This is a genomic window from Radiobacillus deserti (assembly GCF_007301515.1).
GTDB classification, from domain to species: Bacteria; Bacillota; Bacilli; order Bacillales; family Amphibacillaceae; genus Radiobacillus; species Radiobacillus deserti.
In genome coordinates this window covers 3,020,939-3,045,725 of sequence record NZ_CP041666.1, presented here as the reverse complement: position 1 = coordinate 3,045,725, position 24,787 = coordinate 3,020,939, and the positions used below count along the sequence as shown (strand labels likewise).

The window sequence follows — 24,787 nt, the reverse complement described above, 5'->3', positions numbered from 1 at the left end:
TTTAAGATCCAAGTTACGCTGTTATTTAAACTGTACTTTGTGGAATTTACACGTATTCCAGCCTCTGTTTGAATAATGTTTTCGGTGGAATGCAGCTTGGATTCCTTGCATTATTTGTCTTTAAAGAAGAAAATATGTTTTTCTTTGGAGAAAAGGTATATCTTTCAATTATAGGCTTTTTAAATGAATTATACGGTTATAGTATGTGAAGTTTTGTACTTAAACTACCGGGAGTTAGAGTTAAACAAGAGGAACGTCAATCGGCGTTCCTTTTTCTTTGTAGCAAGAAGATGTATTGGAATTTTATGTTAAAATAAATGTGTGAATAGTTGTACTTAAAGTAACGGGGCAGTAAAGTTTAATAAGGTGTTCGCTATTAGATTGTCTAATAACAACAGTATTTCAATGAAATTTTACTAAACATTATATTAGTATTGAAACACAAAGTATTTGTGTTAACTTAGTATGCATCGTTACACATAATAAGGAGTCCTATATGATAAGAAACTTAAAGGATTGGAAAGACCCCACGCTGTTACTATCTTCTATGGGAATATCTAGTATCGGAGACTTTATCTATTTAGTTGCGATTAATATTATTGTATATCAAATAACCGCATCGGCAACTGCTGTTGCAGGACTGTGGATAGTTGGACCACTAACGAACATTATTACTAAGTTCTGGACTGGTAGTTTTATTGATTACCGTAGTAAGAGGAAAGTAATGATTGTAACTTACATAATAAGAGCTGCTTTTATCGGCTTAATCCCACTGGCACCGAATATAACAGTTATATATGGGATTTTGGTTATCTTAAGTGTAGCAAAAGCATTCTTCCATCCATCATCAATGACATACGTTGCTATACTTGTTCCTAAAGAAAAAAGAAAGCAATTTAACTCTATTCGCTCCTTTACAAGTTCGGGGGCATTTATTATAGGACCAGCAATCGGTGGCTCTCTTATTTTATTGACCTCTGTTGAAGCAACATTGTGGTTAAATGCATTGTTCTTTCTGTGTTCAGCAATTTTATTATTTTTTCTACCAGATAAAGAACATATTAATAAAGAAACAATTCCAACACTAACTTTTTCCCAAGTGGTTCAGGATTTTTCAGTAGTTCAGAAGTTTATGTCCCTAAATAAATACATAGCAGTTACCTATCTTGGATTTATTATAGTTATGCTATTTACCTTTGCAATGGATGCACAAGAGGTTGTATTTACGCAACAAGTCATTGGGCTTTCTGAGATGGAGTATAGTCTATTGATAAGTATAACTGGGATTGGTTCTGTTATAGGTGCTATGTTGCTTGCAATCTTTTCAAAATTTTTCTCGCTCAGATATATGATTGTCATCGGTCTTGTCATGATGACAATAGGTTATGTAATCTATGCATTTTCATGGTCATTTCTATCAGTCGTGGTTGGGTTTGTAATCTTAGGTTTCTTTAATGTGTTCTTAAACTCAGGAATAATGACTTTTTACCAAAACAATGTTCCAGTAGAAATTATGGGGAGAGTTACAAGTATTTATCAGTTGATACAAAGTGCTGCTCAAGTGATATTTATTCTTGTAACAGGTTTTGCAGCAGATTTAGTTTCATTACGGCTTACAATTATCACGTTGGCACTTGTGATGCTTTCCTTATCTATAATCTTTTCCTTTTCAGTATTGAAGCCAAACAAAGCATTTTATTATCGAGAAGACCACAATGAAAAAGACACACTAAGTAATAAAATTGTATAGGATGCTTTTATAGAAAAGGTAGGTGAGAGATAAGAAGTGAGGACGTTATTAGAACTATCACGCACAGTATTTATTTTGTATTACTTGGTAGTTTAGGTAGGCAATTATAGAAGACATTTATAGAAACAAATTACAATAGAAAGCAACTGCCGAGAAATACCTACATTACACACTTATCTTACTTCAATAATACTGATTATTGCACCCTTTATTTTAGGTTCACTATCAAACTTACGGGTGTTAATATTCAACAAGGGGGATTCGCCTTTTACCTTGTTCAAGTTAAGAATCAGGAAAATTTTAATTGACTGTTCAATGATGGAGAGAAACTTCCATATTGTATAGATAAGTAACTATTATCAATGGAGGGCAAGATATGTATTATTTTAAATATTCTCCTGGGTTTCAGTTTAAAGATTCAACGAAACCGATTGACCTTTTTCAGGGCAGTAGGAGGATTGGGATAATAAGAAGAGTTTATAAAAACTGGATCACACAGTTACTCGATACGTCAATTTTGAAAAATTGGTTCACGGCGTATGAGATAGTAGATGTAAACAACAATATAAAGTTCAAATCGAATGAAAGTTCCTCCTTTTTTGGAAAAAGGCAATTCAATGTTACATATTTTGATGTTAATAGTATAGAACATTCCATTATTTTAAAAGATGTTCGTAAGTTTCATTTCAGCCCAATAGTAGAATTCAATTACAGAGAGGTAACGTACACAGTTACAAGAAAAGAAAGATTTGGTTGGACTGAATTTTCTATTGAGAACCAGATTATTGCAAAATGGAAGCAAATGAATATGACTTTGCCTTCAGAAATAGAAATACAATTAGTTAATGGAGACTATTTAGATGATATTTTTCTAATAGTGGGGGTATTTCATACATTTTTTTATGATTGGCGTTAGGTTAATCGTCAGCGAAAGAATACACTTCAAGTCATACGATGAGAGGCAGCCGATAAAATTTTGTACACCAATGCTTTAAGTTGGTATGTAAAATAATTATGTTTTAATTAGATCTTGATATGAAAAGTTGTAATCTTCCATTATTCAACTATTGGTGGCGTTAATCTTAGCAGGATTGACGCTATTTATGTTGAACTTATTCAACTAAAGAGCAGAAGAGTTCAGCAAGACCAACTATCTAAAGAAGCTTTGTCAATAAAAGGAGAATTTTTACTTTTAGTAATACACGAGCTATTCCATTTAGTGTTTATTCCTGATTTTATTAAATCTCAATAAACATTTATAGGGCATCTGTGTACATTTTAAAAAGTGTAACATATACTTGGAAAAACAAGGAAGTTAGAGGAGGTGAGAATATGAAGAATGAATTTTATACGTTGATTGTGGCATTATTGACAACAATTGTGCTCTATGGGATTGGTCATTTATTTCATATAGAGTTATTAGACATTCAATACAAAGACTTATCGAAAGAAGGAACAGGGCTATTTGAAGCAGAAATTGCACTGGTGCCGTTGGTAATAGGAGTATTAGTGGGAATTTTGTTTCATAAATGGAGAAAAACCAAGTCATGAAAGCTTGCTTTTATGGTTATGCGATAACAGAGATGGGATATCCAAGTCAAGATACATACTAGTTAAAGTGGGTCCCTTTGTCATAATATCAATTTTTTTTACCAACTCAATCTCATTCTTTAGTTAACACAAGTGCCGAGAGAAGCAGTTTTAATAAACAATGGAACTAAGACCTTTAGGAAACACGAACATAATGAATAATATATGAAACATAATAACATACTAATTTTACAATTAAGACTTATTAAACTAACGGATGCGTTGATCTTAGAAGGGATTAACGCTATTTTTGTTGAATTTATTTGACTATAGGGCAGGATATTTAAATAAGGTATTATTAAGGTGAGGTAGTAACATGGACGATTTTCGTTTGCTTAAAAAATTATGTGCCAAGTCAGAACTCGGAGAAACAATTGGAGTTCCAGTACCAATATCAGGTGGTCTTTTGCATAAGATGTATGCGGTCAAAACGGATAATGGAAAGTATGCCATCAAAAAATTAAATCCTCAAATTATGAAAAGACCAGATGCAATGAACAATTATATTAATTCAGAGAAAATTTCTTATTTGGTATCAAAGAAAGTACCAGCTGCCCCAGCAAGTATAATTAATGGTGACTTTATTCAAAAAATAGACAACCATTTCTTTATGGTTTTCGATTGGGTTGAGGGGAAAAATCTTAAACCAGCTTTAAATAATTGTAGTCATAGTGAAAAGATAGGTTCTTTATTAGCTGAAATTCATAAGACAGATTTTTCGGAGCTTCACATAAAAGAAGATTTAGAAAATAATGAACAATTCATAGACTGGCAGTATTACGTTAAAAAGGGACAAAAAATTAATGCTGAATGGGTAGTATTGCTGTTTGAAATTGTTGATAAACTTTATGAGTGGACTTCATTAGCAAACCAAGCAAATAGATTGCTTTCAGCAAATTTAGTAATAAGTCATAGGGATTTAGACCCTAAAAATGTCTTATGGAATAAAGATAATCCTGTTTTAATCGATTGGGAGTCCGCTGGTTATGTAAATCCAATGAGCGATTTAATGGAAACAGCCCTATACTGGTCGGAAGATGAGACGGGAAATACAGATAGAAAAAGATTTTTTGCTTTTATAAATGGATATAGAAAGAGATATGGTGAAACTCAGGTGGATTGGCCTACCGTACTAGAAAATGGCTTCTTAGGCAAATTAGGTTGGCTAGAATGTAATTTAAAGCGTTCCTTGTGGATGGAAGGTTCAGAAGAAGAACGAAAGTTAGGTACGACACAAGTAATAGGAACCATAAAGGAAATGAGGAAATACGCAGAGAAAATTACAAAATTAGTTGATTGGCTTAATAATCAAGAATAATTGTTCTTAAACTATCAGGGCGTTGATCTTAAAAAGGATTAGCGCTATTTTACATACAAAATTTAGCGGTAATGGATATATGACAGAAGCGGTAGAGAAATTAGCAAACTTTGGGTTAAATAATATCAAATTTAGAAGAATTGAAATAAGGCGTGAATCGACAAATCTTAAAAGTCGTGCTATCCCAGAAAAACTTGGGTTTATATTTGAAGGCACTTTAAGAAATGATGATTTATCCGCAGACGGTAGCAGGCTGACTGACACTTGTTTTTATTCCATAATAAAATAAAATTGTGAGTGATTACACTTAAACTAATGGGAGCAAGAGTTAAACAAGAGGAACGTCAATCGGCGTTCCTTTTTTTGTGAAAGCGACTTGGAATTTTATGTTAAAATTAATGTGTGAATAGTTGTACTTAAAGTAACGAAGCGGGATTGATTAATTTGAAATAAGAGAGAGATGCGATGAGGAATATATACGCATTTGAAAGTAAAAAAGATTATGTAAAGTACCAAGGGATTATTGAAAGATTTAATATAAGAATAGAAAAATATCAAAAGTTTTTAGAAAAAGAATTTGAACTTATTGAACCACCACAAGCAATTGTTTGGACAAGTGAGGAATTAGCTACCACTGTATTCTCTGATATTCCTCTTCCAGCCTACACCAACAAGGATATTATATATATTTCTCCTGACTTATTATCCTGGAGAAATTTGTTCTTAAAACAGTTAGATGGAAGGAAGAATAATCATATTGAAAGATTTTATTCAACATTATCTGAAGAACAGTTGTTTACAATCGTTGCACACGAATTGACACATCATTTGGATTTGTTCTTAGATGACTTTGACGATGCAAGAGAAGATAGTATTTGGTTTGAGGAAGGTATGTGTGACTATCTATCCAGAAAATACACACTAGATGAATTTGATTTTAATGGAATTACAGATGTCGAGACCGAATTAGTAGATATGTTTAAAGGAGAGTATGGAAATCATTCATTAGATGAATTTGGAAGTAAGTCCTATCTAGGCAGTCTAACAAGTATTATGTTTGACTATTGGCGAAGTTTCTTAACAGTAAAATATTTAGTAGAAATTAAAGCTAATAATGATGTAAAGCAAGTTTTTAGGGAATATCAAAAATGGGATGAAAAAGGTAGAACAGTTCCACTAACAAAGTATTTTGAAGTGGATAGGTTATTCAACTAGCGGGTGCTAATGTTCAACAAGGGGATTCGCCTTTTCTGGTTGAAGGAACGAGGAAGAAGAGTTGAATAGAATAAGTTTATAATATCTTTTAGTTTAGAAGAAAAAGTAACGTTTGTGGAAAAGTTCGATCCATTCTTTAACTATTGGAGCAGTTATGTCGTACAAAAGTTACCATTAAAACGCTACTCTATTCTGTTTAGATTGAATTGTTAACACTACTCTTATAAAGATTGAGAGGGAATGTCATGTTATTAAATGTCTTAGTTCCGATGGGAATAGTAGCACTACTTATTGGTCTTGGGTATTTATTAGTTAAATTTTTAAAAGATAAGCAAGTTACTATATGGCTATTAGTTTCAGTTGCTGCATTTCTTATATGGTTTTTTACAAGATAAATATTTTGTTGCATTAACGGATTCTGATCAGAAAGTTGTTTTTCAGGGGACCTTAGTATCACCATTTATAGGAAAAATAGTGAATTTTAAGAAGTATAAAATCGATGTATTTGAAAATAAGTTTCCAGAAGAACTTTGGATGACAATAGTGTCGGGAGTCTTTATTCTTGAGTAAGTATTTAAAAACCTTATTGTGTTAACGGGCGGGTTAGTTTAAATAAAAATGAGAGGAGATGATACTATGGCAAGATGTACAAATTGTAATTATTATAAGTGGAAAGCGAAAGAAATATGGTCACTCGGATTTTCAAAAAACGGAGTAAATTGTCCAAGTTGCCAACATAAACAATATATATCATCAGTGACACAACGGATAGTTACATTAGGGTATCTAAGTCTGATTTTCGTTCCAATACTTCCCTTCTTTATCAAATTAAAGAAGAACCATTGTGGTGAATCTTCAAGTAACGGGTGCATTTGTGGGAGAGTTTGATCCTTTCTTATACTAGATTTGAGGTAATGATAGGAAATTAACTAACACATTCATTTGAAGTTTCAATTTCTTTTCATTAAGCCATTAAACTAGTGTTAAAGGTATTAGTAAGTTGCTGAAAGTATCTACTAGTAAAGGAGAGAAGGGGTTAAAATACAAATTACAAAAAGGAGAAGTTATCTTGAAATTTACCACTCAAAGATTGTTAATCAGGACTTTTAAGAGTAATGACTTACAAGATGTGTTTCACATATACAATAACGATGAGACATGTAGGTATCTACTTCATGATAAATGGACAAGTGAAAGTATGAAGGAATCATTTGAAAAAAAATTAAACAACCGTACCTTAACTAAGGAAACTGGCTTAAGTTTGGCAGTGGTGCGTCATACGAACGTTATTGGTGATTTATCTGTATGGTTTACAGGGATGAAGGATACTGTAGAAATTGGGTACAGTTTTTCTGCCGAAACTTTAGGTAAGGGATATGCAACAGAAGCAGTTAAATATTTAGTTAGAAAATTATTAGAAGAATTTGGGATACATAGGATTCAAGCCACTCTTGATGCACGAAATATGGCATCACAAAAGTTGTGTGAGCGAATAGGGATGAGAAAGGAAGCTCACTTCATACAGGATTTCTGGAATAAGGGTGAGTGGACAGATAGCATCGTATATGGAATGCTAGTTTCAGATTTGAAAAATGGAGAGCTGAAATAAATGAAGATACTTAATTTTGAACTCAAGTCTTTAACTAAAGGGTGCGTTTCTTTGACAAGCAATGGTTTATGACACCTGAATTTTAATCCATAAGTACATTCATTTATAAATGTTTAAATAGTTTTTAGATACCCTAATTAGATTAGGAAAGAAGTAGGGCAACAAAAATTACAGCAAAACTTGATTGGACGTTTAGGGACTTATACAGTGAAAATTACTGAACATGTTGATGCCGAAACCGAAGTATTAAATAAAAGAGTTTATTAAGTTGGATCTGGAATAGAGAGATTAAGCAGACAGTAAGGAAGCAAAAACTTCATAACTGTCTATTTCTTTTGGTAATAATGTCTTCACTTAAAATAACGCGTGCAAATGTTTAAAAAGGTACTTTGTGATTCTTATTGAAGTAAAGGAGCAGTTTAATTTAATAAGAAGGTTTATTTGAATTGTGTTGAATAAGTTAATATATGAAGATCATAGTACCGAAAATTGGAAATGTATAATAGACCATAAATTTCATATAGAGGTGGAATTATATGCCGAAAATTGACAATATATTAGCAATTCTTTGGATGCTTCGTTCAGGTGAAAAAATTACTGCGAAACAAATTTCTGAAAAGTTAGAGATTAATATGAGGACTGTGTATCGTTATATGGATACAATTTCCACAAGTGGCGTACCTATTATTTCAGAACCAGGATATAACGGTGGATACACTTTATTGAACAATTTTATTGAGGCTCCTCTTTTTTTTGATTTTGAAGAGCAAACGTCACTATTTCACGCTGCTGTTTTTGCAGAAGAAGCCGGATATTATGGAGGTGAAGCACTAAATAGGGCAACTTCAAAACTAAGTAAATACTCAAATCAAGAGCAGGAAAAAAAGATAAACCAACATTTAACTAGTCTTGAAGTAATAAGTCGATTAAATTCTTTCTCTATGGAATCTTTTTTGAAGGAGTTGGAGCAGGCCGTAGCTGCCGGGTACTCAGTAAAAGTTCTTTACCAAAAAAGTGGTGAAAAGCAATTAAATTATAGGTTGATCGATCCTTACAGAATTATCTATTGGAATAATAAGTGGTATGTGATTGGATTTTGTCATCTTAGGAATGATATCCGTAGTTTTAGAGTAGATCGAATGGAAAGTTTAGTGCTAACCGAAAATAAGTTTAACCGGCCAGAAAATTTTTCAGCACGTAACTTTTTTATTAGGAATCTTCTTCCAACTATAGAAGATAAGGAAGAGATCATTTCTTTGGTTATTAGTGGGGATAAAAGTGTAATGGCTGATATTTGCCAACATTGGTTTTTAGGACATTATTTACAAGAACGGACTTCAAATCAAGCAGTTTTTCTTCTTGAAAAAGATATGATACATACATATGTACCTTATTTACTTTTACCGTACAATAAATCTATTAAAGTTATTGAGCCAATAAGTCTTAAGAAAAGACTGATAGAAGTTTTGTCGGAATTAATAAAATATCATCAAATTTGATAACTTCCCTGACGCTAGGTGTCAGGGAAGTTATGTTATATTTGGCTAAATTAAATGTGATTGGAGTGTTAATGGATGCAAGCCAAAAAAATTTTTCTATATGTATTTAATACAATGTCGGACTGGGAATATGGATATTTAATTGCTGAACTAAACTCAGGAAGATACTTCAAAAAAGATTTAGCACCTTTAAAAGTACTAACAGTAGGAGCTAATAAAGAAATGATTACTACTATGGGAGGACTGAGCGTAAAACCGGATATTTCCCTTGATGAATGTACTCTTGAGAGTGAGGATCTTTTAATTTTACCAGGAGGGACTACTTGGAGTGAAGAAATTCATCAACCTATCTTGAAAAGAATTGGCCAAGCATTAAAGCTTGGCACTATTGTTGCTGCAATTTGTGGTGCAACTGAGGCCCTTGCGAATATGGGATACTTAGATACTAGAAAGCATACAACTAATAATTTAGAATACACTAAAATGGTATGTCCTAACTATAACGGAGAAAAGTTCTATGAGGTGGGATCTGCGGTATCAGATGCGAACTTAGTTACTGCATCAGGAATAGCTCCTCTGGAATTTGCGACGGAAGTGCTGAAAAAATTAGATGTATTTGGACCAGATACATTACATTCATGGTATAACCTAAATAAGACTCATAAACCTGAACATTTCTTCCAGTTAATGAATTCAATAAATAGCTGATCTAAAATTCAACTTAGCAGTTTTATATTCGTTCAAATAAAAATAATGAAGTAACAAGTAACTGAAAAGCTCAATTTCTCTATTTTGTTTTACAGGAGAAGTTGGGCTTTAAATTTTGGAATTCCTATCGTGGTAAATCAGCATCTTCCTGACCTTCCCCCTATTAAAAATTTAATTTTATTTGACAGGGAGAATATGGAGTTTGTGAACAAATGTACTATAGGTAGCACTTCTTCAAGAAGGAGATGCGCTCTTTTTGTTGAATTTAGTGCACTAACGATAGATTAGTGCAATTTAAAAAATGTAGGTGTTTGGAAGGAGAAAAAATGCACGTGAATAATTTGATAATATTAAACTTTGTAGAAGTACGAAGAAGGAGTACAAAGTGTGGAGATCGATACCTGAACAATTGTTAAATTGGAAACCTGATGAAGATGCGCTTACTTGTGCTCAGATGATTAGACACGTTTTAGAAGGTGAGTTTGTTTACCATCAAGTGCTTATTGAAGGAGGAAGTAAGGCTCTAACTAATTTTTCTAATCCATTTGATGGAAAAGAATTCACAACAGTCGAAAGTGAACTTGTCTTTGCACAACCTTATCGTGACGATTTCTTACTTACATTACATCAAACAACTAAGTGTAAGCGATTTAGAGAGTGTTGAAATAGATCGTTCTGATGTGGGGTATGTTAGGAAACTTGGGGACATGTTACTTCGTATCGCTTACCACGAATCGGTTCATACGGGTCACTTATTAGACTATATGAGAACGATGGGTATTAATCGACCACAAATATGGGACTGATTATTTGTAAAATTATAAGGTGCGAATATGGAAAAAGGAAAGGTGCTGATCAATGATGGACTAGTACCTTTGCTTATTCAAGTTAAGAAGCAGGTTAGTGAAAGATGTTCAGAGAGTGAGGGTGATGGAATTGAAAAAATTCTCTTGGTTAAACTACTGGTCTTTAATATTAAGCATTTTTCCATTACCATTTTTATCGCACTATTCAATGCGGGAGCTGTGATCTTTCTCTCAATGCTGGCCCAAATGGGTAACCCACCACATACGTAATTAATAAGGAGGTTGTAAAATGACAAAGAAAATATGGAAAAGCCACGCTTTCTTAATATTAAGTATGCTTGTAACATTAACATTTATCGGGCTTTTCTTTATTGGATTTGGTTTTGATAATCAAACTTTATTATGGGTTATGATTTATCTAATTTTTATATTAGGGATAGCATCTATAATAATGGGGGTTTGGAGTTATATATCCAAATTAGCATCGCATATTTCAACGATTGTTGCCTCCATTTTAACAGTAGCAAATCTATTACTTTTCTTTTTCTTTTTTTAACTCACACAGTTAGAAACGCATTCTACATCAAAAAAGAATAGAGTACCTTTATTCAAGTAAAGATTACTTTAGTGAAACAGGGGGTTGAAGTTTGTTAAGTAAAAGAGCAATTTAGCACAACAAGCAAGTCTAGAAAAAAGAGGGGGATACTGTGAAAAGATCTTTCTACTTAGTTACTGCTTTGATTTCTGTTGTGATTTTTATAATTCAAATTATTTTTATGGAAAAGGCTAATGACCTTCTTGCTTACGCAGTGTTGTTTGTTTCAGTTATAGGCTTTTTAAATGGGATTATACGGTTTATCATTCCTATAGGTAAAAGTAAATAATATTAATAACTACGGCGAATGTGAAGCTTTGTACTTAAACTACCGGGAGCTAGAGTTAAACAAAAGGAACGTCAATCTGCGTTCCTTTTTCTTTGTAGCAAGAAGATGTATTGGAATTTTATGTTAAAATTAATATGTGAATAGTTATACTTAAAGTAACGGACCAGGATTATTGAATAAATGTTAGTATTAAAATGTGTTATGTATAACAAGGAGGATAAACTATGAATGAGGTAATTGGTTATCTAGTAGTTGTATTGCTAATTTTCGGTTTTGTTTTTGCTTTAGTTAGACAAATAAAACATACTCTTGCTGTCCAAAATTCAGACAAAACAGTAGATTACAAAAGGTCATTACTTGGAAATTATCTGACATGTATTGCAATGGCAGGGTTTTTAATTTCATTTGTTTTAAACCTAGTAGTTTTAATGCAATTTATGCAGTCAAGCATGATTACAAGCAATAATACCAGTGCTAGTTGTTTTATTTTCCTTGCAGTTCTTTTCATCGCCAAATTTACGATTGTTCCGAATAATCCTAAGCAAAGTAGATTAACGGTTTAAGTTCTATTTCTTGTTCAACTAAATGGTGCGAATATTGAAGAAGGAGTTGGGGGAAATATTTTGCTAAACATACTAAGGATTATATTAGCAGTAATAGTTATTGCAATATCAGGTTATGGTTTAATAACTAACGACAAAGAATTACTACACTTTATGTTGTTATCCCTAGGAGCACTGATGTTTGTTATAGGCATAAAGGAGTTAAAGAAAGATAAAAAGGGAATTTGGGGATATTTAAGTAGTGCTATTTTTGCATTTACTTGGTTTACTTCTATACAAATTTTCTTATCATACTAAAGGTTTCCTTAGTAAAAGAGAAACAATATTATTGTGCTATCGGGAGCGAATATTGAAGAAGGAGCTGGCGATGGCCGGCAGTCCCATTATGTTGAAAAAGCAGTATAGTTGGAGAATTGAAATTTAAGGTGGAGTAGTGAGATGGTAAAAAGTTGTGCAAAGAGTCAAAAATGGGAGAGGTAGTAGGGTTTTCCATTGTCAATTTCAGGTGGTCTTTTGCATAAGAGTAAATTATCATAATTGGATTGCTTTATCATCTTGTTTAATAAACAGTTGCGTATCTACAACAAGTAAAGATACGCTTTTTTGTTGCTTTGTAAAAAAAAGATTAATAAAAATTAAAATTAGAAGCATAAAGGGTATGTTAAAATTCAGGAAATGTGTCAATGGGGAGAAGGTTTGATGAAAAAAATTATGGTGGTTGGGGCATCTGGAGTCCTTGGTAAATTAGTTTGCATTGAACTTCTTAGGATATTTGAGAATCAAATAAAGCTAATAGTTACAGATTATAAAGCTGGAAGAGGAAAAAAATTAGCAACCTCTTTTAACAAAGAGGTTCAATTTCAATATTTAGATGTAAGTGATAAAGAAAGTGTAAAGGAAGCAATTAAGAATGTGGATATTGTAGTGGTTGGGTTAAAACAGAAATTGCCTCACATTCAAAAAGTATGTATAGAAAATGAGATATTATCTATAGATGTTACTCCGTTTTATGACTTTTTAGAGAAAGTAATTGAACTAAATCAAAGTGCAGAAAAAAATAATATAGGTTCTGTAATAATGTCTGGATTTTTCCCGGGATTATCAGGCTTAATGATAAAAAATGCTATTTCAAACTTCAAGAAATAAAAGAGATAAACGTAGCACTATTACAAAATACGAATGCTAAAGCAGGAGTATCCGGAATTTTAGATATGTTAAAAATCATTTCTCAACCAGTTATTTTTCAAAATAAAGTTCTACCTGGATTTACTAAAAATAGAAAAATGCATTTCCTAAATCATACTAAAGAAAAAGAAGTAAGACTTATAGACCATTCAGAGAAGGTATTGTTAAAAGACAAGTTAACCACTGCAGCAATAAATTATTGGACTTCTTGGAATGTTAATGCTTTTAATAAGCAAATTTCTTTACTAAGAAGAATAGGTTTCATTGGAATTATACATAAGGTAAATAATAAATTTCTTTCTAAGGTTATAAAACATAATCCTAATAAAAATGAAAATGCTTTTCTTACTGTTGAGGTAAAAGGAATTGTTGATAACAAAGAAAGGGTAAAGATAGTATCGTTATCTACTTTCTCTGATTATCATACAACAGCGATGGTGACGGCTTCATTAGCAAAATAGCATCTCATAAAAAAGTGAAAGGTATAGTTTGTCCTTTTGAACTAACAGATTTAGAAGAGCTATTGTCTGTACTAAATTGCTCAGATGTTCTAATAGAGGAAATAGAAAAATAATAATGGTCCTCCGCACTAACGGGGGTAAAGCTGAACAAGGGGCTGTCGAATTCGGTAGCTATTATTGCGTAAAGGGCAGTAATCTTGAAGAATAAGTTGGATTTATATGGTGATTACTGAAAAAAGGAGAAATATAATGAATTACTTTTTTAGTTTTATTTTATCTATTGTTCTTACTTCTCTATCGTATTTTTTAGGGGGGCAGTTAATTAGGAATGATATAGCTTTTTGGCAATCCCTTGTAATCGGAGCTTCAGTAGGTTACTTTGGGTAATTACAGATATAATTTCATATAAAAAAAACGGGTGCTTATCTGAAACAGGGGTATAGCCGCGGATTTAATAGTTATTAAATAGAATAAATCATTGGGGGATTAATCTTGGATATTGTCGGAATCGCAATCTTGCTTATTGTTTTCTTTTCATCGAGTATTATTGAGAGAAGACTAAAATCAATTGAAAAACAAAATAATCGAGTAATAAAAATTTTGGAAGAAATAAGAGATAAAAAATAGTGCTTTCTTGAAGTAAAGGGTGCGTTGATCTTAGAAGGGATTGACGCTATTTTTGTTGAACTTATTCAACTATAAGAGCAGTATAGCGTAGTAAACAATTAAATCAGAAGGGAGTAATATATGGTTGTCCTAATAAGTGCTGTAAGTGGTACTGGTAAAACCTTGATGGCTCAAAAGTTACTAGAAAAATATTATATTCCTTATCTTTCAATAGACCAGTTAAAAATGGGCTTGTACAGAGGAGATAAGAATTGTGGATTTACACCACTAGACAGTACCGAATTAATTGGAGATAAGCTCTGGCCAATATTAAAAGGGATTATTATGACAAATATCGAGAATGAGCAACATATAGTTATTGAAGGGTGCTATATATTGCCACACTATATGAAGGACTTTGACATCAATTATTCAGAAAAGATCATTCCAGTATTCTTAGGTTTTTCGACGAATTATATTCAAGAAAACTTCGAAACAAAAATATTGAAACATAGGCATGCTATTGAACTCCGTAATTGGCCGGAAGAAAGAACGGTACAAGAACTAATCAAGGAACATAAAGAATTTAAAACAAAGTGTTTCCAAGCAAGTGTAAGGTATTTTGAAATCGAAAGTGACTATGAAAAAGAGATATTGAATGTTTATGACTATATAGAAGGTGAAAAACGAAGAATTGAAACTTTGGATAGATAATATGCCTAAATTGATAGCAGTCGAGCCATTTCCAAGGTTGCAAGCCGCAATAGAAGGGAGAGCTTATACAGATAATTTTGAAGGAGATTCAACATACACCCCTTCAATTGGTGGGACAACAGTTACCTACCAATCGATACAAGCTATTCAAAATTCAAATGGAAAAGTTGTGGTTGTTTCGACTAACAGTGCAATTCAGGAACAGCAACACTTAGGCAAGCATGGGATATATGGTGAGCGGTCTTCTTCGTTAGTACTAGGTGCTTTAAAATCGATAATTAAGAAGAAGGAAGTTAAAGGTGATGACACTATCCTTTTAATTTTATCATCTAATGGGTACAAGGAATTAATATAATGAGAAATGAACTTATATGGTATTAATTATGTGAAGTGGTGTACTTAAACTATCGGGAGCTAGTGTGAAACAAGAGGATCGTCAGGGAGACGGTCTTTTTATTTGGGGTTTCCAAGAATAATTGGGATTATATAGTAAAATTAACATTTATACCAACGCAGATAGTACTAACGGTACAGAAGAATTCAATAAGGAGGTACTTATGAAAAAACTTATATTGTTTATTCTGATTTCCACCTTCTTAATTTTATCAGGGTGTAAAGAAGGAGAATTTATACCAGTAGAAGCAATAATTACTGATGTAAAAAGCGAAGATAAACTAACAATCAAGGTTAAAGAAGATGGCTACGATAGTTACCTGAAGCTAATAAATATAAGCAAGTTAAGTATTGATAGAAAACTAAAAGAAGGAACGGAAATACGATTATGGTTATCCGATAGGCACGATGATGTTTCTGTTGCTGATGAAGAAAAAGGAGCCTTCCCAAACAAAATTGAAATAATTTCTGAAGGATAATGGAAGGGATCAGCTTATTGAATTAACGGAGGCTTATCTTCAAGAATTAAGTACCTATAAGAAAGGGGAATTTTTTGAAATACAGTAAATGGTCTGCAATATTAGCTATGATTTGTGCAATAACGATTTTTGCATCGTATGCAATTGCTCCAAAACAACCGGAAGGAATGATGGTTGTTTTCATACAAATATTATTTTTTACTGCCATTATTACAGGTTTACTTAGTCTAATTTGTAGTTATTTAGGATTTAGAAATAAAGAAAAAGGTTTCCTGAAAAGGATAGCTCCTATAATAGTAGCCGTTATCTTATTAGTGTAAATTGTTTCACTCGTTGGTATGGTAGTTAGTTTTATATAAAGAGCGTAAATCTTTGTTGTGCTAACGAGGGCTTATTCGGAACAAGAAATTCACCCCTAATTGCGCAAAAGTGGCAGGTTCGTTTAATAAAGGGGACTTGTCTAATCCAGAAATCTACATAAAGTTATTGCGATAAAAATACGATTTTAGAAATTTGGAACTGACTGGGAAAGAAGAAGGGGTGATTCAAATGCCAACTTGCAAAAATTGCAATACCACGCGGAGTTGGAAAAAAACAATTCACTTCCAAAACCTAAACGAACGAGCAGAATAATGAGACAAGTTGATTGTGTGTTTTATGGTAAAAATAATGGTAACGATGACTTGTCGGTGGGGGAAGGATATGAATAAGGTATTTCGTACTTTTAAAAATGTGTTCTTAGATTTATTCTCTATGGGTAAAGGTTTTGTATATGGATTTGTAATGGTGGGACTATTCATAGTAATCTGTGGTGCTTTGATATATGGCGTTCTATATATTACAAATGTCATATTTTAAACACCTACTATTTAAAGCTTGGTTAAACGGAAGAGGATAAAAAGTGACGATTGAACAGGATGTAGCGGCTGAAGTATATAAAATGTGGAATTGCCTGGAAGATTATCAGAGGGAAGATTTGAGGAAATGAATAACTTATATTCTGATGATTTTCAAGGCTGGCTTTATATGCCTTGGGTTGAAAAGCTGGAACAATATAATACAGAAACGATAAAAGAAGGTAATAGATTAGCTTCAAAATACTACAAAGGGAAAAATATTCAATTTGTTTTCACTGGACTTAAAATTGTTCCACAATCTGCGACCCAAGCCACCGCATCCTACGAAGTAATTCACCAAAATAAAGAACAAATGGTTATGGTAAGAGCTTTAGTCCTTGAAGTGTGGCGTAAAGAAGCGGAAGGGTGGAAAATAGTTCGTTGGTATGAAGAAAAAGGATTGCGAACTTAGATATCGATATAGATGAAATGCAACAAACATTCTTCTTAATCCTTTTACATCACAAAATACGGTTAATACGGTTAAAAGCTTATTTAATACATGGGATGACTTTTATATGAGACAGAAAACGAGACGAACCGAACGTTAGGTAACAATTATAAAAAAGTTTGCGAGAAGGTGTACTAAGTGTACGGCTTTTGGAAACGGTCAACAGTCTCTACTCGATCTTCTAATAGTACCACCTAATACAGATGAATTCATAATTGGCTCGAATTAAAAATACATATACGTCGGTAACCTACCATCATTAAACAACGGTAAAACCTTTCATCCACAAAGGTTTTACCGTCTTTTGTTATAAAACACATGTGCATGAATTGGATTCATCACTTTCTATAATTCATTAAACTTAATTTCATAACAGAACTGGAGTTTTCTATAATAATCATTTTCTACAAAATCTGTGGGCTTTACTTTTGTTGATGTACTGTGAAAATATTCGAGCCCTGCAAACTTTAAAATTTCATAGACAAATTGAGAACAAAACATAATATTAGGTCTAATCGAAAATTTTGTTACAAGTCCAACAAGATTGTAAGCACTGCCTACATTGTTAATCTCTCTGATTTTATCGATAATTGCCTGCTTTTTTTCCCTAGGTGCGGGTATTTTATAAACCATTATGGACGCATCATCTTTTTTGTTAAAAAAGACCAGCTGTTCGCGATTTAGTCCTGGGGGAGCTACATTTTCTCCACCGTTGTAGCTTATAATTGTTTTTAGCTCTCTATCAAAGCTTAGTGATACGTGATTATATGTTTTATGAGTAAACAACGAAATCAGTTCACTTGCAGGACTTCCAGTACTTGAAATAATAATGTACAGATGCTTGTCCTCCAGACTTTTTTCACATTCCTCAAAATACTGATTAGTTAAGGTTTCTTTGTTTAAATAATTTGTATAACTATGTCTAGGAATATCCTTTACAATCTCATTCAAATTTTCTTTAGACAATGAACTAGTACCTTTTCTAACGTTATTTTTTAATGCGACTCCTTTTCCATGAATCATTTTGATCATTTCAAAACTTATGGATGATAGATCCTTTAAAGAAAATTGATATTGAAGTGTGTACAAATAATTTAGATATAACACCAAAAAAGGCACTAAAATAATGATAATGGCAACCAATTTTTTTAACATAAATTGGCCCCAAACCTCATTCCCTGAAAAAACGAATGACGTATTAATGACCTGTTGCAGAATCATGATTAGTAAATAAATGAATGAAAAAATTACCCTTGTTCTTAACTTTTTTTTGGACAGCCACGTATGTCCTATTACAAGAACTGCGGTAATGGAATATATGACTGCAAATATGGTTAACGTTTTTGCTAGCATTAGAAAAATAAATAATAATACAAACAAACATTGAAACAATCGCAAATATATTTTCTTAATTCTCAAAGCCTTTCTCTCCTTCCATTGGTTTATGGATAGTAAGTTCTAATTGTCAATTAGTTTCAAGTGCATTGTATCTAACGTTGACGGCCATACAGTGCCCAACCAATCTATTTTACTCGTAAATGTATAGTTAGAATAATAGATTCTGAGATAGATCCAAGAATAATGGTCATCTTTGTATCCTGAATTTACACAATCACACCCAGTATAAGTTACAATAAGGCGGTATTTTTAAGTTTCCTGGAACCATTGCATTAAGGTTTTCCATTCTATTTCGAATTCATTTTGTAAATAAGGTACAAAATGAACCTTATGAGAAACAGATTATACACTAAAATTAATTAAGTAACAAGATGATTCTATAGTTGTGGTATTATTGCTTTAGAATTCTTTTGGGAGGCTTTTTCCATGGCGAACGAACGAAAACGTGGAGAAGAATTAGAGGTTGCGATTCTGGAAGCTGCGGATGAAATCATTAAAACAGAAGGATATTGGAGTTTGACGTTTCAAAATGTCGCTAAACAAGCGGAAACAAGTCGGACTGTAATCTACCGCCGTTATGAAACACCATTTGAAATATTACATGCACTAGTAAAATATAAATCCAAGCAAGCTTATGATGGACCAATGATTGACTTATTGCAGGACAACGGAAGTTTACGTAAAGACTTAATTGCTGTTATGGAACTTTTTCAACAACTTTTTACAAAGGTAGGCTTAGGTGTTCTTGATGCGATGCTTTTTGAGTTGCGTCAAGGTAACAAGGAATCATTATTATGGTTAAACCAAGCACAGGAAAGCAATATTAACGTGATGAAAAAGGTACATAGCTTTGCTTTGCGTCGAGGAGAAATTAAACATGAATTTTCACGGATGCAGATGATTATGCCATTTAATATATTACGCATAGAAAATTTGTTGAGTGGAAAAAACCTAACAAAGGAATATATTATACAACTAGTAGATGAAGTGTTGCTGCCGATGTACACTAGAGAACCATAGAAATTTGAGTGTTTTATCACATTAAATAACTAGATAAAAGAGAAACCTATACCGGTAAAATTAAGTTTAAAATACGAATTCGTAAGGCACCTATATTTAATAGAGGTGCCTCTTTCGATGGTTTTAAAGATACTTGACTAAATGAACAGTATTTCAAAGGTGTATGGTATTAAAATAAATTAATTGAGAACCATTATCATTTATTGTATAATAGATAACAAAGAATGAATCCTAGAAACCGGAGGAATATATCTCATGCAAATATACTGGACTAAAATAAACAAAATTGTAGACGAAACATCTGAAGTTAAGACCTACCATCTCGACTGTCCGGAAGGCTTTACGTGGGAAGAAGGATCCCACACCCACTTCGCACTAGAAGGCTTCAATGCCGGAGATAAACCAAACCGCAGCTTGATTCGCCACATGTCCATCTCCACCTTACCCCATGAGAAGACAATCGGTATTACCACACGCATCAGAGAACAGTGCTCAGAGTTCAAGTCGATTCTGAGAAATCTTGAAGTCGGCAAAGAAGTAGCAATCTTTAAAACACATTCGAATGTCCCACTAAGTAGAGAAGACAAAAATGTGTACTTGTTATCATCAGGTGTCGGGCTGGCAACCTTCAGACCGCTTGTACTTGATTATTTCAAACGTGCCGACAATGTGAATCGCATTCACTCTTTGAACGTCGATTCATCTAAAGAATTTTTATTTACGAATGTCTTTGAATCATCACCAGAAATGAAGTTCACCTCACAGTTTGTAGATAATCGTAACGATTATTATGAAGAAGTGAAAAATCTTGCGGCAGACAAGGATGGTATCTTCTATGTGGTTGGTAGTGATGATTTCCTTAAGCAAAACATTGAGGTACTTCGTGAACATGGTATTAAGCCAGATCAGATTAGACTCGATAAGCATGAGCATCAGTTAGCGGAGTTTTTGTGAGAAAAACAAATTATAAAAAGAGCAGTTCATGGACAGTAAAACAATATTGAATTCAATTATTGAAAGACGATTACACTTTGTGTAATCGTCTTTTTCATACGTGGCTTTCAAGCAATAGAACTTCTTTACTGAAATTCCAAATGTAATCTTTTCTTCTTTTGTTGAGAGAATCATGAATATTTATATGCCCTAGTATGGAAACGTGTACTAAAAGTTCTAGGAAGTATGAATACAAACGTTATTATCATCCAGAAAGGAGTGGTAACATGAAGAATTACCCATTACTATATACCCTTTCCAAGCCTAAGATAGTAAAAAAATTGTCATAATATGTAACATTTGCACTAGTGCTGTGCTATAATACCAACATTAACCATTAAAGGAGGATTTGATGAATAAAATCACCAGGAATAAACAAATTCAAAAAATATTAGCTACAACGGCTGCTATCCCAGTAGCGGTGGCTCCACTAGCAACTTCTGTACAAATAAGTGCAGACTCATTATCCTATAAGGATTTGAATAAGGACGATCAAGGCTTTGAACATGTGAAAAATTTAGAAAGTTTAAACGTAATGAAAGGGTATGAAGATGGTACATTTAAACCCTATGAAAACATTACGAGAGAGCATGTTGCAGTTATTTTAGCAAATGCACTAAACCTTCCAACACCAACCAATCTATCAGCTATATCAACTTACAAAGACATAACAGAAGAACATACATATGCAAAAGAGATAGCAGCTGTAACCGAAGCGGGGATTTTTAAAGGTAGCGATGGCTTTTTTAATCCGAAGAATCCAATCACTAGAGAACAAGCAGCAACGGTTTTGGTAAAGGCTTTTCGTTTATATGATAACTATGAAAAAGTTTCTCTAAACGATCTAGATAAGATTAGTCCTTCACATCAGGAGAATGTAAAAATATTAGCTCAACACCAAATAACAGTAGGGAAGCAACAGGATGATGGAACACGATACTTTGATGGGGATGGGAATCTGAAAAGAATCCAGTTTGCTATCTTTGTAGATAAACTATTGTCGAAGTCTCCCTCAATGGGAAACATTAGCTCCATTAAAAATGACGAAATAGTAGTTTCAGGTCATACATACTCAGTTGATGAAAGTGTTAAAAATATTTTATCTTACGAAAATAGAGCGATATTAAATGACGCATTTGTAGACTTAGAGATTACCAATGAAGTGGTTACAGGAATTAATTATATAGAACTGAACAGCAAAGGTACGGCGTCTACTCCTTTAGTACTGGAGGGGCATAATGCAACCTTGAATGGTTCTATTAAAGTAAATGGAGATCATACAACGGTTAAAAATCTTCAAGTGCAACATAACTTAATTTTGGATGATCAAACAAAAGGATTAATAAATTTTGAAAATGTTCAAGTATTAGGGGATACATTATTTAAATCTCCTAATGGCACTAGATCGATACAATCAGAGTCTAGTTTCGAAGCAACCTTTTCTAACTCTTCTCTTCATAATGTAATCATGCAACGCTTAGACGGAAAGGTTATCTTGCTAAATAATACAAATGTTGCAAACATCTCTGTAGAAGCAAACTCGATACTAAAAGGTGATAGTAGTTCGTTAGTCAGGAATGTTCAAGTAGGAAAAAATGTTGACCAATTCGAATTAGGCTTAAACGTTGATGAACTCACTATCGATGGAAGCCAGACACTTAATATCGATGGAATAAGCAAGATAGGTAAGCTTTTTATTAAAGAAAAGAATACTACGTTCAGGTTGTCCAATGATATCTTTATAGAAAGCTTAGTCCTTCCAAAGGGAGTAGATTTGAAAGATATTATAAGCAACTATGACTCCATAAAGGACCATATCAATAACGTGGATGAAGTGGGTGAAGAGAATAACCCAGTCGTAGTTTCTCCTAGTACAGGTGGTAGCGGATCGGATAATCCATCTACACCAGGACCTGTTCTTTCAGATGGTGGGGCGACGGCGACTGTTTACTCAGAAGATGATTTCGTCACAGCTTTATACCAAGAATCTGTTAATACGGTAATCTTAGGAAAAACGTTTACTTTTTCCAAGAACTATACGATTACAAAAGCGGTAAAAATACCTGAAACTGCGAATCAGGAAGAATATGATTTCAACCAATCAAGTTTTAAATCCTTAGAGATTTCCGGGGATAATATAACTGTTAAAAACAGCACTTTAACTCAATTGGTAGTTCGCGAAACGGTAGAAAATCTAACCTTAGATAACGTAAAAGATAGCATTGAATCCAATCATTTAATCCAAGGTGGAGGAGCGCACTCTATCGAACTCATAGGTAATACTATTTTTAAAGGCGATATTCAAATTAGAAGTGGAGAAGATGTGCAAATCCGAGCGGAAAGCGCAGATGCTAAAATTGAGGGGACTGTTTGGATCGATTCGGAAGATACTACCATCATTTCTGCACCCGTTTCACAAGTTGTAGTTTCCAACGCAAACGTTCAAATTAAAAGTGAAATAGATGAATTAATGATAACGGATAATGTTACGATAACTCTACAAGAGGGCGGATCTATAACCTCTATTAAGAAAAGAATTAATCTAGACGTGACTGTTAAAGATGCAGATGGAAATATATTGGAAGCAGAAGAAGCATTAGATACGATGCGTTTAAATCGAGGTATATTAAAGGCACAATACCTTTTGGACCAAGCGGTTGTTGGCACGAGTGAAGGGAACTATTCTCAAGATTCCATTGATCATTTAAAAAATGTATTAGATGAATCCAAAAACGTTCTAAATACAACTACAGAGCTTTCAACAGATTCTCAGAATCTAATTGATGGGACAGCTAATACCATTTATGAACAGATTGATAATTTCTTAACGGGACAAGTGACTGTTAATCGTTCAGCATTACATGAAGAAATTAATCGAGCTAAAAGACTAATGAATGAGATTGATCCAGCTAACTACTCAGAGGAGATAATATCTCAACTAGAAACAACATTAGAAGCAGCGATTGACCTAGAATCTACGTACGGCTTAAGTCAAAATGAGATAGATGCTAAGAAGGCGGAATTAGCCGATGCAATCGATTCGGTCCAAAATTCAAATCCAGAAGTTCCAATAATCGAAGGAGCTATAACCTTTGATATAAAATCTGATTTGTTTGTAGACTCCGAGGTTTATGTGCAGGTATATCCAAGGGATTATTTTGATTCAGGTGTTACCTCTAGTGCGAATCTCACGAATGAAGGAATTAAGGTAGATATATCGAACATTGATGAGACATTAGGCGAAACATTTTATGCAGTAATTAGTACGAATGGGTATGTAATAGTGGAGCCATTTTCTAAAGAAGAGGCAATAAGTGGAGCAGTTAAGGAGATAGTATTAGATCCTAATGACTATATGAACCCTAATCTTGTAATTGGGGATTACACAGGTGACTTTTCTGAAGAAAATTTTTCTTTACAGGTAGCACCACTTAGTGAATCTGGAGATCCAATAGTAGATGGAATCATACTTTATGCATCAGAGAATGAACTCATTCCAAAAGGAAACTACGACCTTCAATTTGTTGGTACCAATGAAACGGATTACTTTGCCCTCTTTAAAGAGAATGCATTGCTATCAGATACTACAAATGGTTTTTCTATTGCTAATGAAGAAATGGTCGATTTAGAGCTGGCTATGGAATCAAGTAATCCTGTGAACTATACAATAAATCATTTTGTTGCTCATCCAGATATGGATAGCTTCAATTCAGGTTCTGCAGATAAGCTAGAAGGTAAAAATACTGTTCATATTACAAGTGGTATTTATGATTACTTAAGTTTCAATGTTACTTTACAGGATAATCAAGATTACTGGGTTTTAGACTACATGGACCTAAACAAAGAAATAAATCAATCTTCAACGATAACATTGGATGATCATTTGAAATTAAATCATGATGGTCCAGAATTACCAGAAGGACCAGTACAAATTAATCCTACTTATCCATTGTCATCTTACTTTAGCTTTGGATTAATCAACGGTGCAAACCAACATGTAACCTTCTCAAAAGCTCACATGGATGGTGAATTATTATTAAAAGATAAGCAAATACCTCTAAATATTGAGGTTACAGCTAATGGAAATACGTATTCAGCTACTGCTGAAAGAATGTTTGATCTGAATATGACAGTTCAGGACATAATGGAAGGTCAAGAAATCACTGGTGAAGCCCAAATAACCTTCTCTTTGATGGATGCACCTATTCCGGTAGAAGCTTATACGAGAACTATTGAAATTTCACAGTAA

Annotated in this window: 24 protein-coding genes and 2 pseudogenes; 25 read left to right on the top strand and 1 reads right to left on the bottom strand. The window is 33.2% G+C overall.

Annotated features, from left to right (window positions below; translation table 11 throughout):
• The first annotated feature begins 496 nt into the window (after positions 1 to 496).
• From FN924_RS16010 to FN924_RS15900, 22 genes and pseudogenes are all read left to right on the top strand, one after another.
• Positions 497 to 1,750: an MFS transporter gene (locus FN924_RS16010; RefSeq protein WP_143896194.1), complete on the top strand. Its 1,254-nt coding sequence runs from the start codon at positions 497 to 499 to the stop codon at positions 1,748 to 1,750.
• 376 nt (positions 1,751 to 2,126) lie between these two features.
• Positions 2,127 to 2,666 (top strand): tubby C-terminal domain-like protein, encoded by a 540-nt coding sequence (locus FN924_RS16005; protein ID WP_143896192.1) that lies wholly within the window; start codon positions 2,127 to 2,129, stop codon positions 2,664 to 2,666.
• Between the two features lie 416 nt (positions 2,667 to 3,082).
• Positions 3,083 to 3,301, top strand: coding sequence for a hypothetical protein (locus tag FN924_RS16000; RefSeq protein ID WP_143896190.1), 219 nt, complete (start codon positions 3,083 to 3,085; stop codon positions 3,299 to 3,301).
• Positions 3,302 to 3,656: 355 nt separating this feature from the next.
• Positions 3,657 to 4,658 (top strand): aminoglycoside phosphotransferase family protein, encoded by a 1,002-nt coding sequence (locus FN924_RS15995; protein ID WP_143896188.1) that lies wholly within the window; start codon positions 3,657 to 3,659, stop codon positions 4,656 to 4,658.
• A gap of 49 nt (positions 4,659 to 4,707) precedes the next feature.
• A pseudogene (locus tag FN924_RS15990) lies at positions 4,708 to 4,947 on the top strand (GNAT family N-acetyltransferase); the annotation flags it as partial.
• A gap of 176 nt (positions 4,948 to 5,123) precedes the next feature.
• Positions 5,124 to 5,873 carry a collagenase gene (locus FN924_RS15985; RefSeq protein ID WP_143896186.1) on the top strand — a complete coding sequence of 250 codons (750 nt, stop codon included), beginning with the start codon at positions 5,124 to 5,126 and terminating at the stop codon, positions 5,871 to 5,873.
• Positions 5,874 to 6,942: 1,069 nt separating this feature from the next.
• Entirely contained in the window at positions 6,943 to 7,482 is a 540-nt protein-coding gene (locus FN924_RS15975; protein ID WP_143896182.1) for a GNAT family N-acetyltransferase, read from the top strand.
• A gap of 536 nt (positions 7,483 to 8,018) precedes the next feature.
• Complete coding sequence (locus FN924_RS15970; protein ID WP_143896180.1) at positions 8,019 to 8,981, top strand: helix-turn-helix transcriptional regulator; 963 nt, start codon at positions 8,019 to 8,021, stop codon at positions 8,979 to 8,981.
• 75 nt (positions 8,982 to 9,056) lie between these two features.
• Positions 9,057 to 9,689 (top strand): type 1 glutamine amidotransferase family protein, encoded by a 633-nt coding sequence (locus FN924_RS15965; protein ID WP_143896178.1) that lies wholly within the window; start codon positions 9,057 to 9,059, stop codon positions 9,687 to 9,689.
• Between the two features lie 326 nt (positions 9,690 to 10,015).
• Positions 10,016 to 10,495 (top strand): annotated as a pseudogene (locus FN924_RS15960) (DinB family protein).
• Positions 10,496 to 10,522: 27 nt separating this feature from the next.
• Positions 10,523 to 10,765, top strand: coding sequence for a hypothetical protein (locus tag FN924_RS15955; RefSeq protein ID WP_143896176.1), 243 nt, complete (start codon positions 10,523 to 10,525; stop codon positions 10,763 to 10,765).
• A 19-nt stretch (positions 10,766 to 10,784) separates the two neighbouring features.
• Positions 10,785 to 11,051, top strand: a complete 267-nt coding sequence (locus FN924_RS15950) for a hypothetical protein (RefSeq protein ID WP_143896174.1) — start codon at positions 10,785 to 10,787, stop codon at positions 11,049 to 11,051.
• A gap of 552 nt (positions 11,052 to 11,603) precedes the next feature.
• Entirely contained in the window at positions 11,604 to 11,942 is a 339-nt protein-coding gene (locus FN924_RS15945; RefSeq protein WP_143896172.1) for a hypothetical protein, read from the top strand.
• Between the two features lie 60 nt (positions 11,943 to 12,002).
• Positions 12,003 to 12,239, top strand: a complete 237-nt coding sequence (locus tag FN924_RS15940) for a DUF3953 domain-containing protein (protein ID WP_143896170.1) — start codon at positions 12,003 to 12,005, stop codon at positions 12,237 to 12,239.
• Positions 12,240 to 12,641: 402 nt separating this feature from the next.
• Positions 12,642 to 13,088: a saccharopine dehydrogenase NADP-binding domain-containing protein gene (locus FN924_RS15935; RefSeq protein ID WP_158634048.1), complete on the top strand. Its 447-nt coding sequence runs from the start codon at positions 12,642 to 12,644 to the stop codon at positions 13,086 to 13,088.
• 65 nt (positions 13,089 to 13,153) lie between these two features.
• The gene (locus FN924_RS15930) at positions 13,154 to 13,588 is read left to right on the top strand and encodes a hypothetical protein (protein WP_143896167.1); all 435 of its coding nucleotides are present in this window, start codon (positions 13,154 to 13,156) and stop codon (positions 13,586 to 13,588) included.
• Between the two features lie 492 nt (positions 13,589 to 14,080).
• Positions 14,081 to 14,215, top strand: coding sequence for a hypothetical protein (locus tag FN924_RS19620; RefSeq protein ID WP_267128999.1), 135 nt, complete (start codon positions 14,081 to 14,083; stop codon positions 14,213 to 14,215).
• Positions 14,216 to 14,335: 120 nt separating this feature from the next.
• Positions 14,336 to 14,908, top strand: a complete 573-nt coding sequence (locus FN924_RS15925; RefSeq protein ID WP_143896165.1) for a P-loop nucleotide/nucleoside kinase family protein — start codon at positions 14,336 to 14,338, stop codon at positions 14,906 to 14,908.
• 1 nt (position 14,909) lies between these two features.
• On the top strand, positions 14,910 to 15,263 hold the full coding sequence (locus FN924_RS15920) for a pyridoxal-phosphate dependent enzyme (protein ID WP_143896163.1): 354 nt from the start codon (positions 14,910 to 14,912) through the stop codon (positions 15,261 to 15,263).
• A 202-nt stretch (positions 15,264 to 15,465) separates the two neighbouring features.
• On the top strand, positions 15,466 to 15,780 hold the full coding sequence (locus FN924_RS15915) for a hypothetical protein (protein ID WP_143896161.1): 315 nt from the start codon (positions 15,466 to 15,468) through the stop codon (positions 15,778 to 15,780).
• Between the two features lie 74 nt (positions 15,781 to 15,854).
• Positions 15,855 to 16,100, top strand: coding sequence for a hypothetical protein (locus FN924_RS15910; RefSeq protein WP_143896159.1), 246 nt, complete (start codon positions 15,855 to 15,857; stop codon positions 16,098 to 16,100).
• 664 nt (positions 16,101 to 16,764) lie between these two features.
• Entirely contained in the window at positions 16,765 to 17,088 is a 324-nt protein-coding gene (locus FN924_RS15900; RefSeq protein WP_143896155.1) for a hypothetical protein, read from the top strand.
• Positions 17,089 to 17,472: 384 nt separating this feature from the next.
• Here FN924_RS15900 and FN924_RS15895 read toward each other — a convergent pair whose 3' ends face one another.
• Complete coding sequence (locus tag FN924_RS15895) at positions 17,473 to 18,282, bottom strand: hypothetical protein (protein WP_228409484.1); 810 nt, start codon at positions 18,280 to 18,282, stop codon at positions 17,473 to 17,475.
• Between the two features lie 669 nt (positions 18,283 to 18,951).
• On the opposite strand from FN924_RS15895, the gene FN924_RS15890 reads away from it, so the two are divergent.
• The 3 genes from FN924_RS15890 to FN924_RS15880 all read left to right on the top strand — a co-directional run bounded on the left by FN924_RS15890 (position 18,952) and on the right by FN924_RS15880 (position 24,787).
• Positions 18,952 to 19,545, top strand: a complete 594-nt coding sequence (locus tag FN924_RS15890; protein ID WP_143896151.1) for a TetR/AcrR family transcriptional regulator — start codon at positions 18,952 to 18,954, stop codon at positions 19,543 to 19,545.
• Between the two features lie 255 nt (positions 19,546 to 19,800).
• Positions 19,801 to 20,499 carry a dihydropteridine reductase gene (locus FN924_RS15885; RefSeq protein WP_143896149.1) on the top strand — a complete coding sequence of 233 codons (699 nt, stop codon included), beginning with the start codon at positions 19,801 to 19,803 and terminating at the stop codon, positions 20,497 to 20,499.
• Positions 20,500 to 20,890: 391 nt separating this feature from the next.
• Positions 20,891 to 24,787 (top strand): S-layer homology domain-containing protein, encoded by a 3,897-nt coding sequence (locus FN924_RS15880; protein WP_143896147.1) that lies wholly within the window; start codon positions 20,891 to 20,893, stop codon positions 24,785 to 24,787.

Bases quoted from the DNA above. Each gene is read 5' to 3' on its own strand.
- FN924_RS15965 (WP_143896178.1), top strand. From the start codon at position 9,057: ATGCAAGCCAAAAAAATTTTTCTATATGTATTTAATACAATGTCGGAC.
- FN924_RS15970 (WP_143896180.1), top strand. From the start codon at position 8,019: ATGCCGAAAATTGACAATATATTAGCAATTCTTTGGATGCTTCGTTCA.
- FN924_RS15915 (WP_143896161.1), top strand. From the start codon at position 15,466: ATGAAAAAACTTATATTGTTTATTCTGATTTCCACCTTCTTAATTTTA.
- FN924_RS15890 (WP_143896151.1), top strand. From the start codon at position 18,952: ATGGCGAACGAACGAAAACGTGGAGAAGAATTAGAGGTTGCGATTCTG.
- FN924_RS15895 (WP_228409484.1), bottom strand. From the start codon at position 18,282: ATGTTAAAAAAATTGGTTGCCATTATCATTATTTTAGTGCCTTTTTTG.
- FN924_RS15985 (WP_143896186.1), top strand. From the start codon at position 5,124: ATGAGGAATATATACGCATTTGAAAGTAAAAAAGATTATGTAAAGTAC.
- FN924_RS15920 (WP_143896163.1), top strand. From the start codon at position 14,910: ATGCCTAAATTGATAGCAGTCGAGCCATTTCCAAGGTTGCAAGCCGCA.
- FN924_RS15950 (WP_143896174.1), top strand. From the start codon at position 10,785: ATGACAAAGAAAATATGGAAAAGCCACGCTTTCTTAATATTAAGTATG.
- FN924_RS15935 (WP_158634048.1), top strand. From the start codon at position 12,642: ATGAAAAAAATTATGGTGGTTGGGGCATCTGGAGTCCTTGGTAAATTA.
- FN924_RS16005 (WP_143896192.1), top strand. From the start codon at position 2,127: ATGTATTATTTTAAATATTCTCCTGGGTTTCAGTTTAAAGATTCAACG.
- FN924_RS15955 (WP_143896176.1), top strand. From the start codon at position 10,523: ATGGAAAAAGGAAAGGTGCTGATCAATGATGGACTAGTACCTTTGCTT.
- FN924_RS15885 (WP_143896149.1), top strand. From the start codon at position 19,801: ATGCAAATATACTGGACTAAAATAAACAAAATTGTAGACGAAACATCT.
- FN924_RS15930 (WP_143896167.1), top strand. From the start codon at position 13,154: ATGTTAAAAATCATTTCTCAACCAGTTATTTTTCAAAATAAAGTTCTA.
- FN924_RS15925 (WP_143896165.1), top strand. From the start codon at position 14,336: ATGGTTGTCCTAATAAGTGCTGTAAGTGGTACTGGTAAAACCTTGATG.
- FN924_RS16000 (WP_143896190.1), top strand. From the start codon at position 3,083: ATGAAGAATGAATTTTATACGTTGATTGTGGCATTATTGACAACAATT.
- FN924_RS16010 (WP_143896194.1), top strand. From the start codon at position 497: ATGATAAGAAACTTAAAGGATTGGAAAGACCCCACGCTGTTACTATCT.
- FN924_RS15880 (WP_143896147.1), top strand. From the start codon at position 20,891: ATGAATAAAATCACCAGGAATAAACAAATTCAAAAAATATTAGCTACA.
- FN924_RS15995 (WP_143896188.1), top strand. From the start codon at position 3,657: ATGGACGATTTTCGTTTGCTTAAAAAATTATGTGCCAAGTCAGAACTC.
- FN924_RS15945 (WP_143896172.1), top strand. From the start codon at position 11,604: ATGAATGAGGTAATTGGTTATCTAGTAGTTGTATTGCTAATTTTCGGT.
- FN924_RS15900 (WP_143896155.1), top strand. From the start codon at position 16,765: ATGAATAACTTATATTCTGATGATTTTCAAGGCTGGCTTTATATGCCT.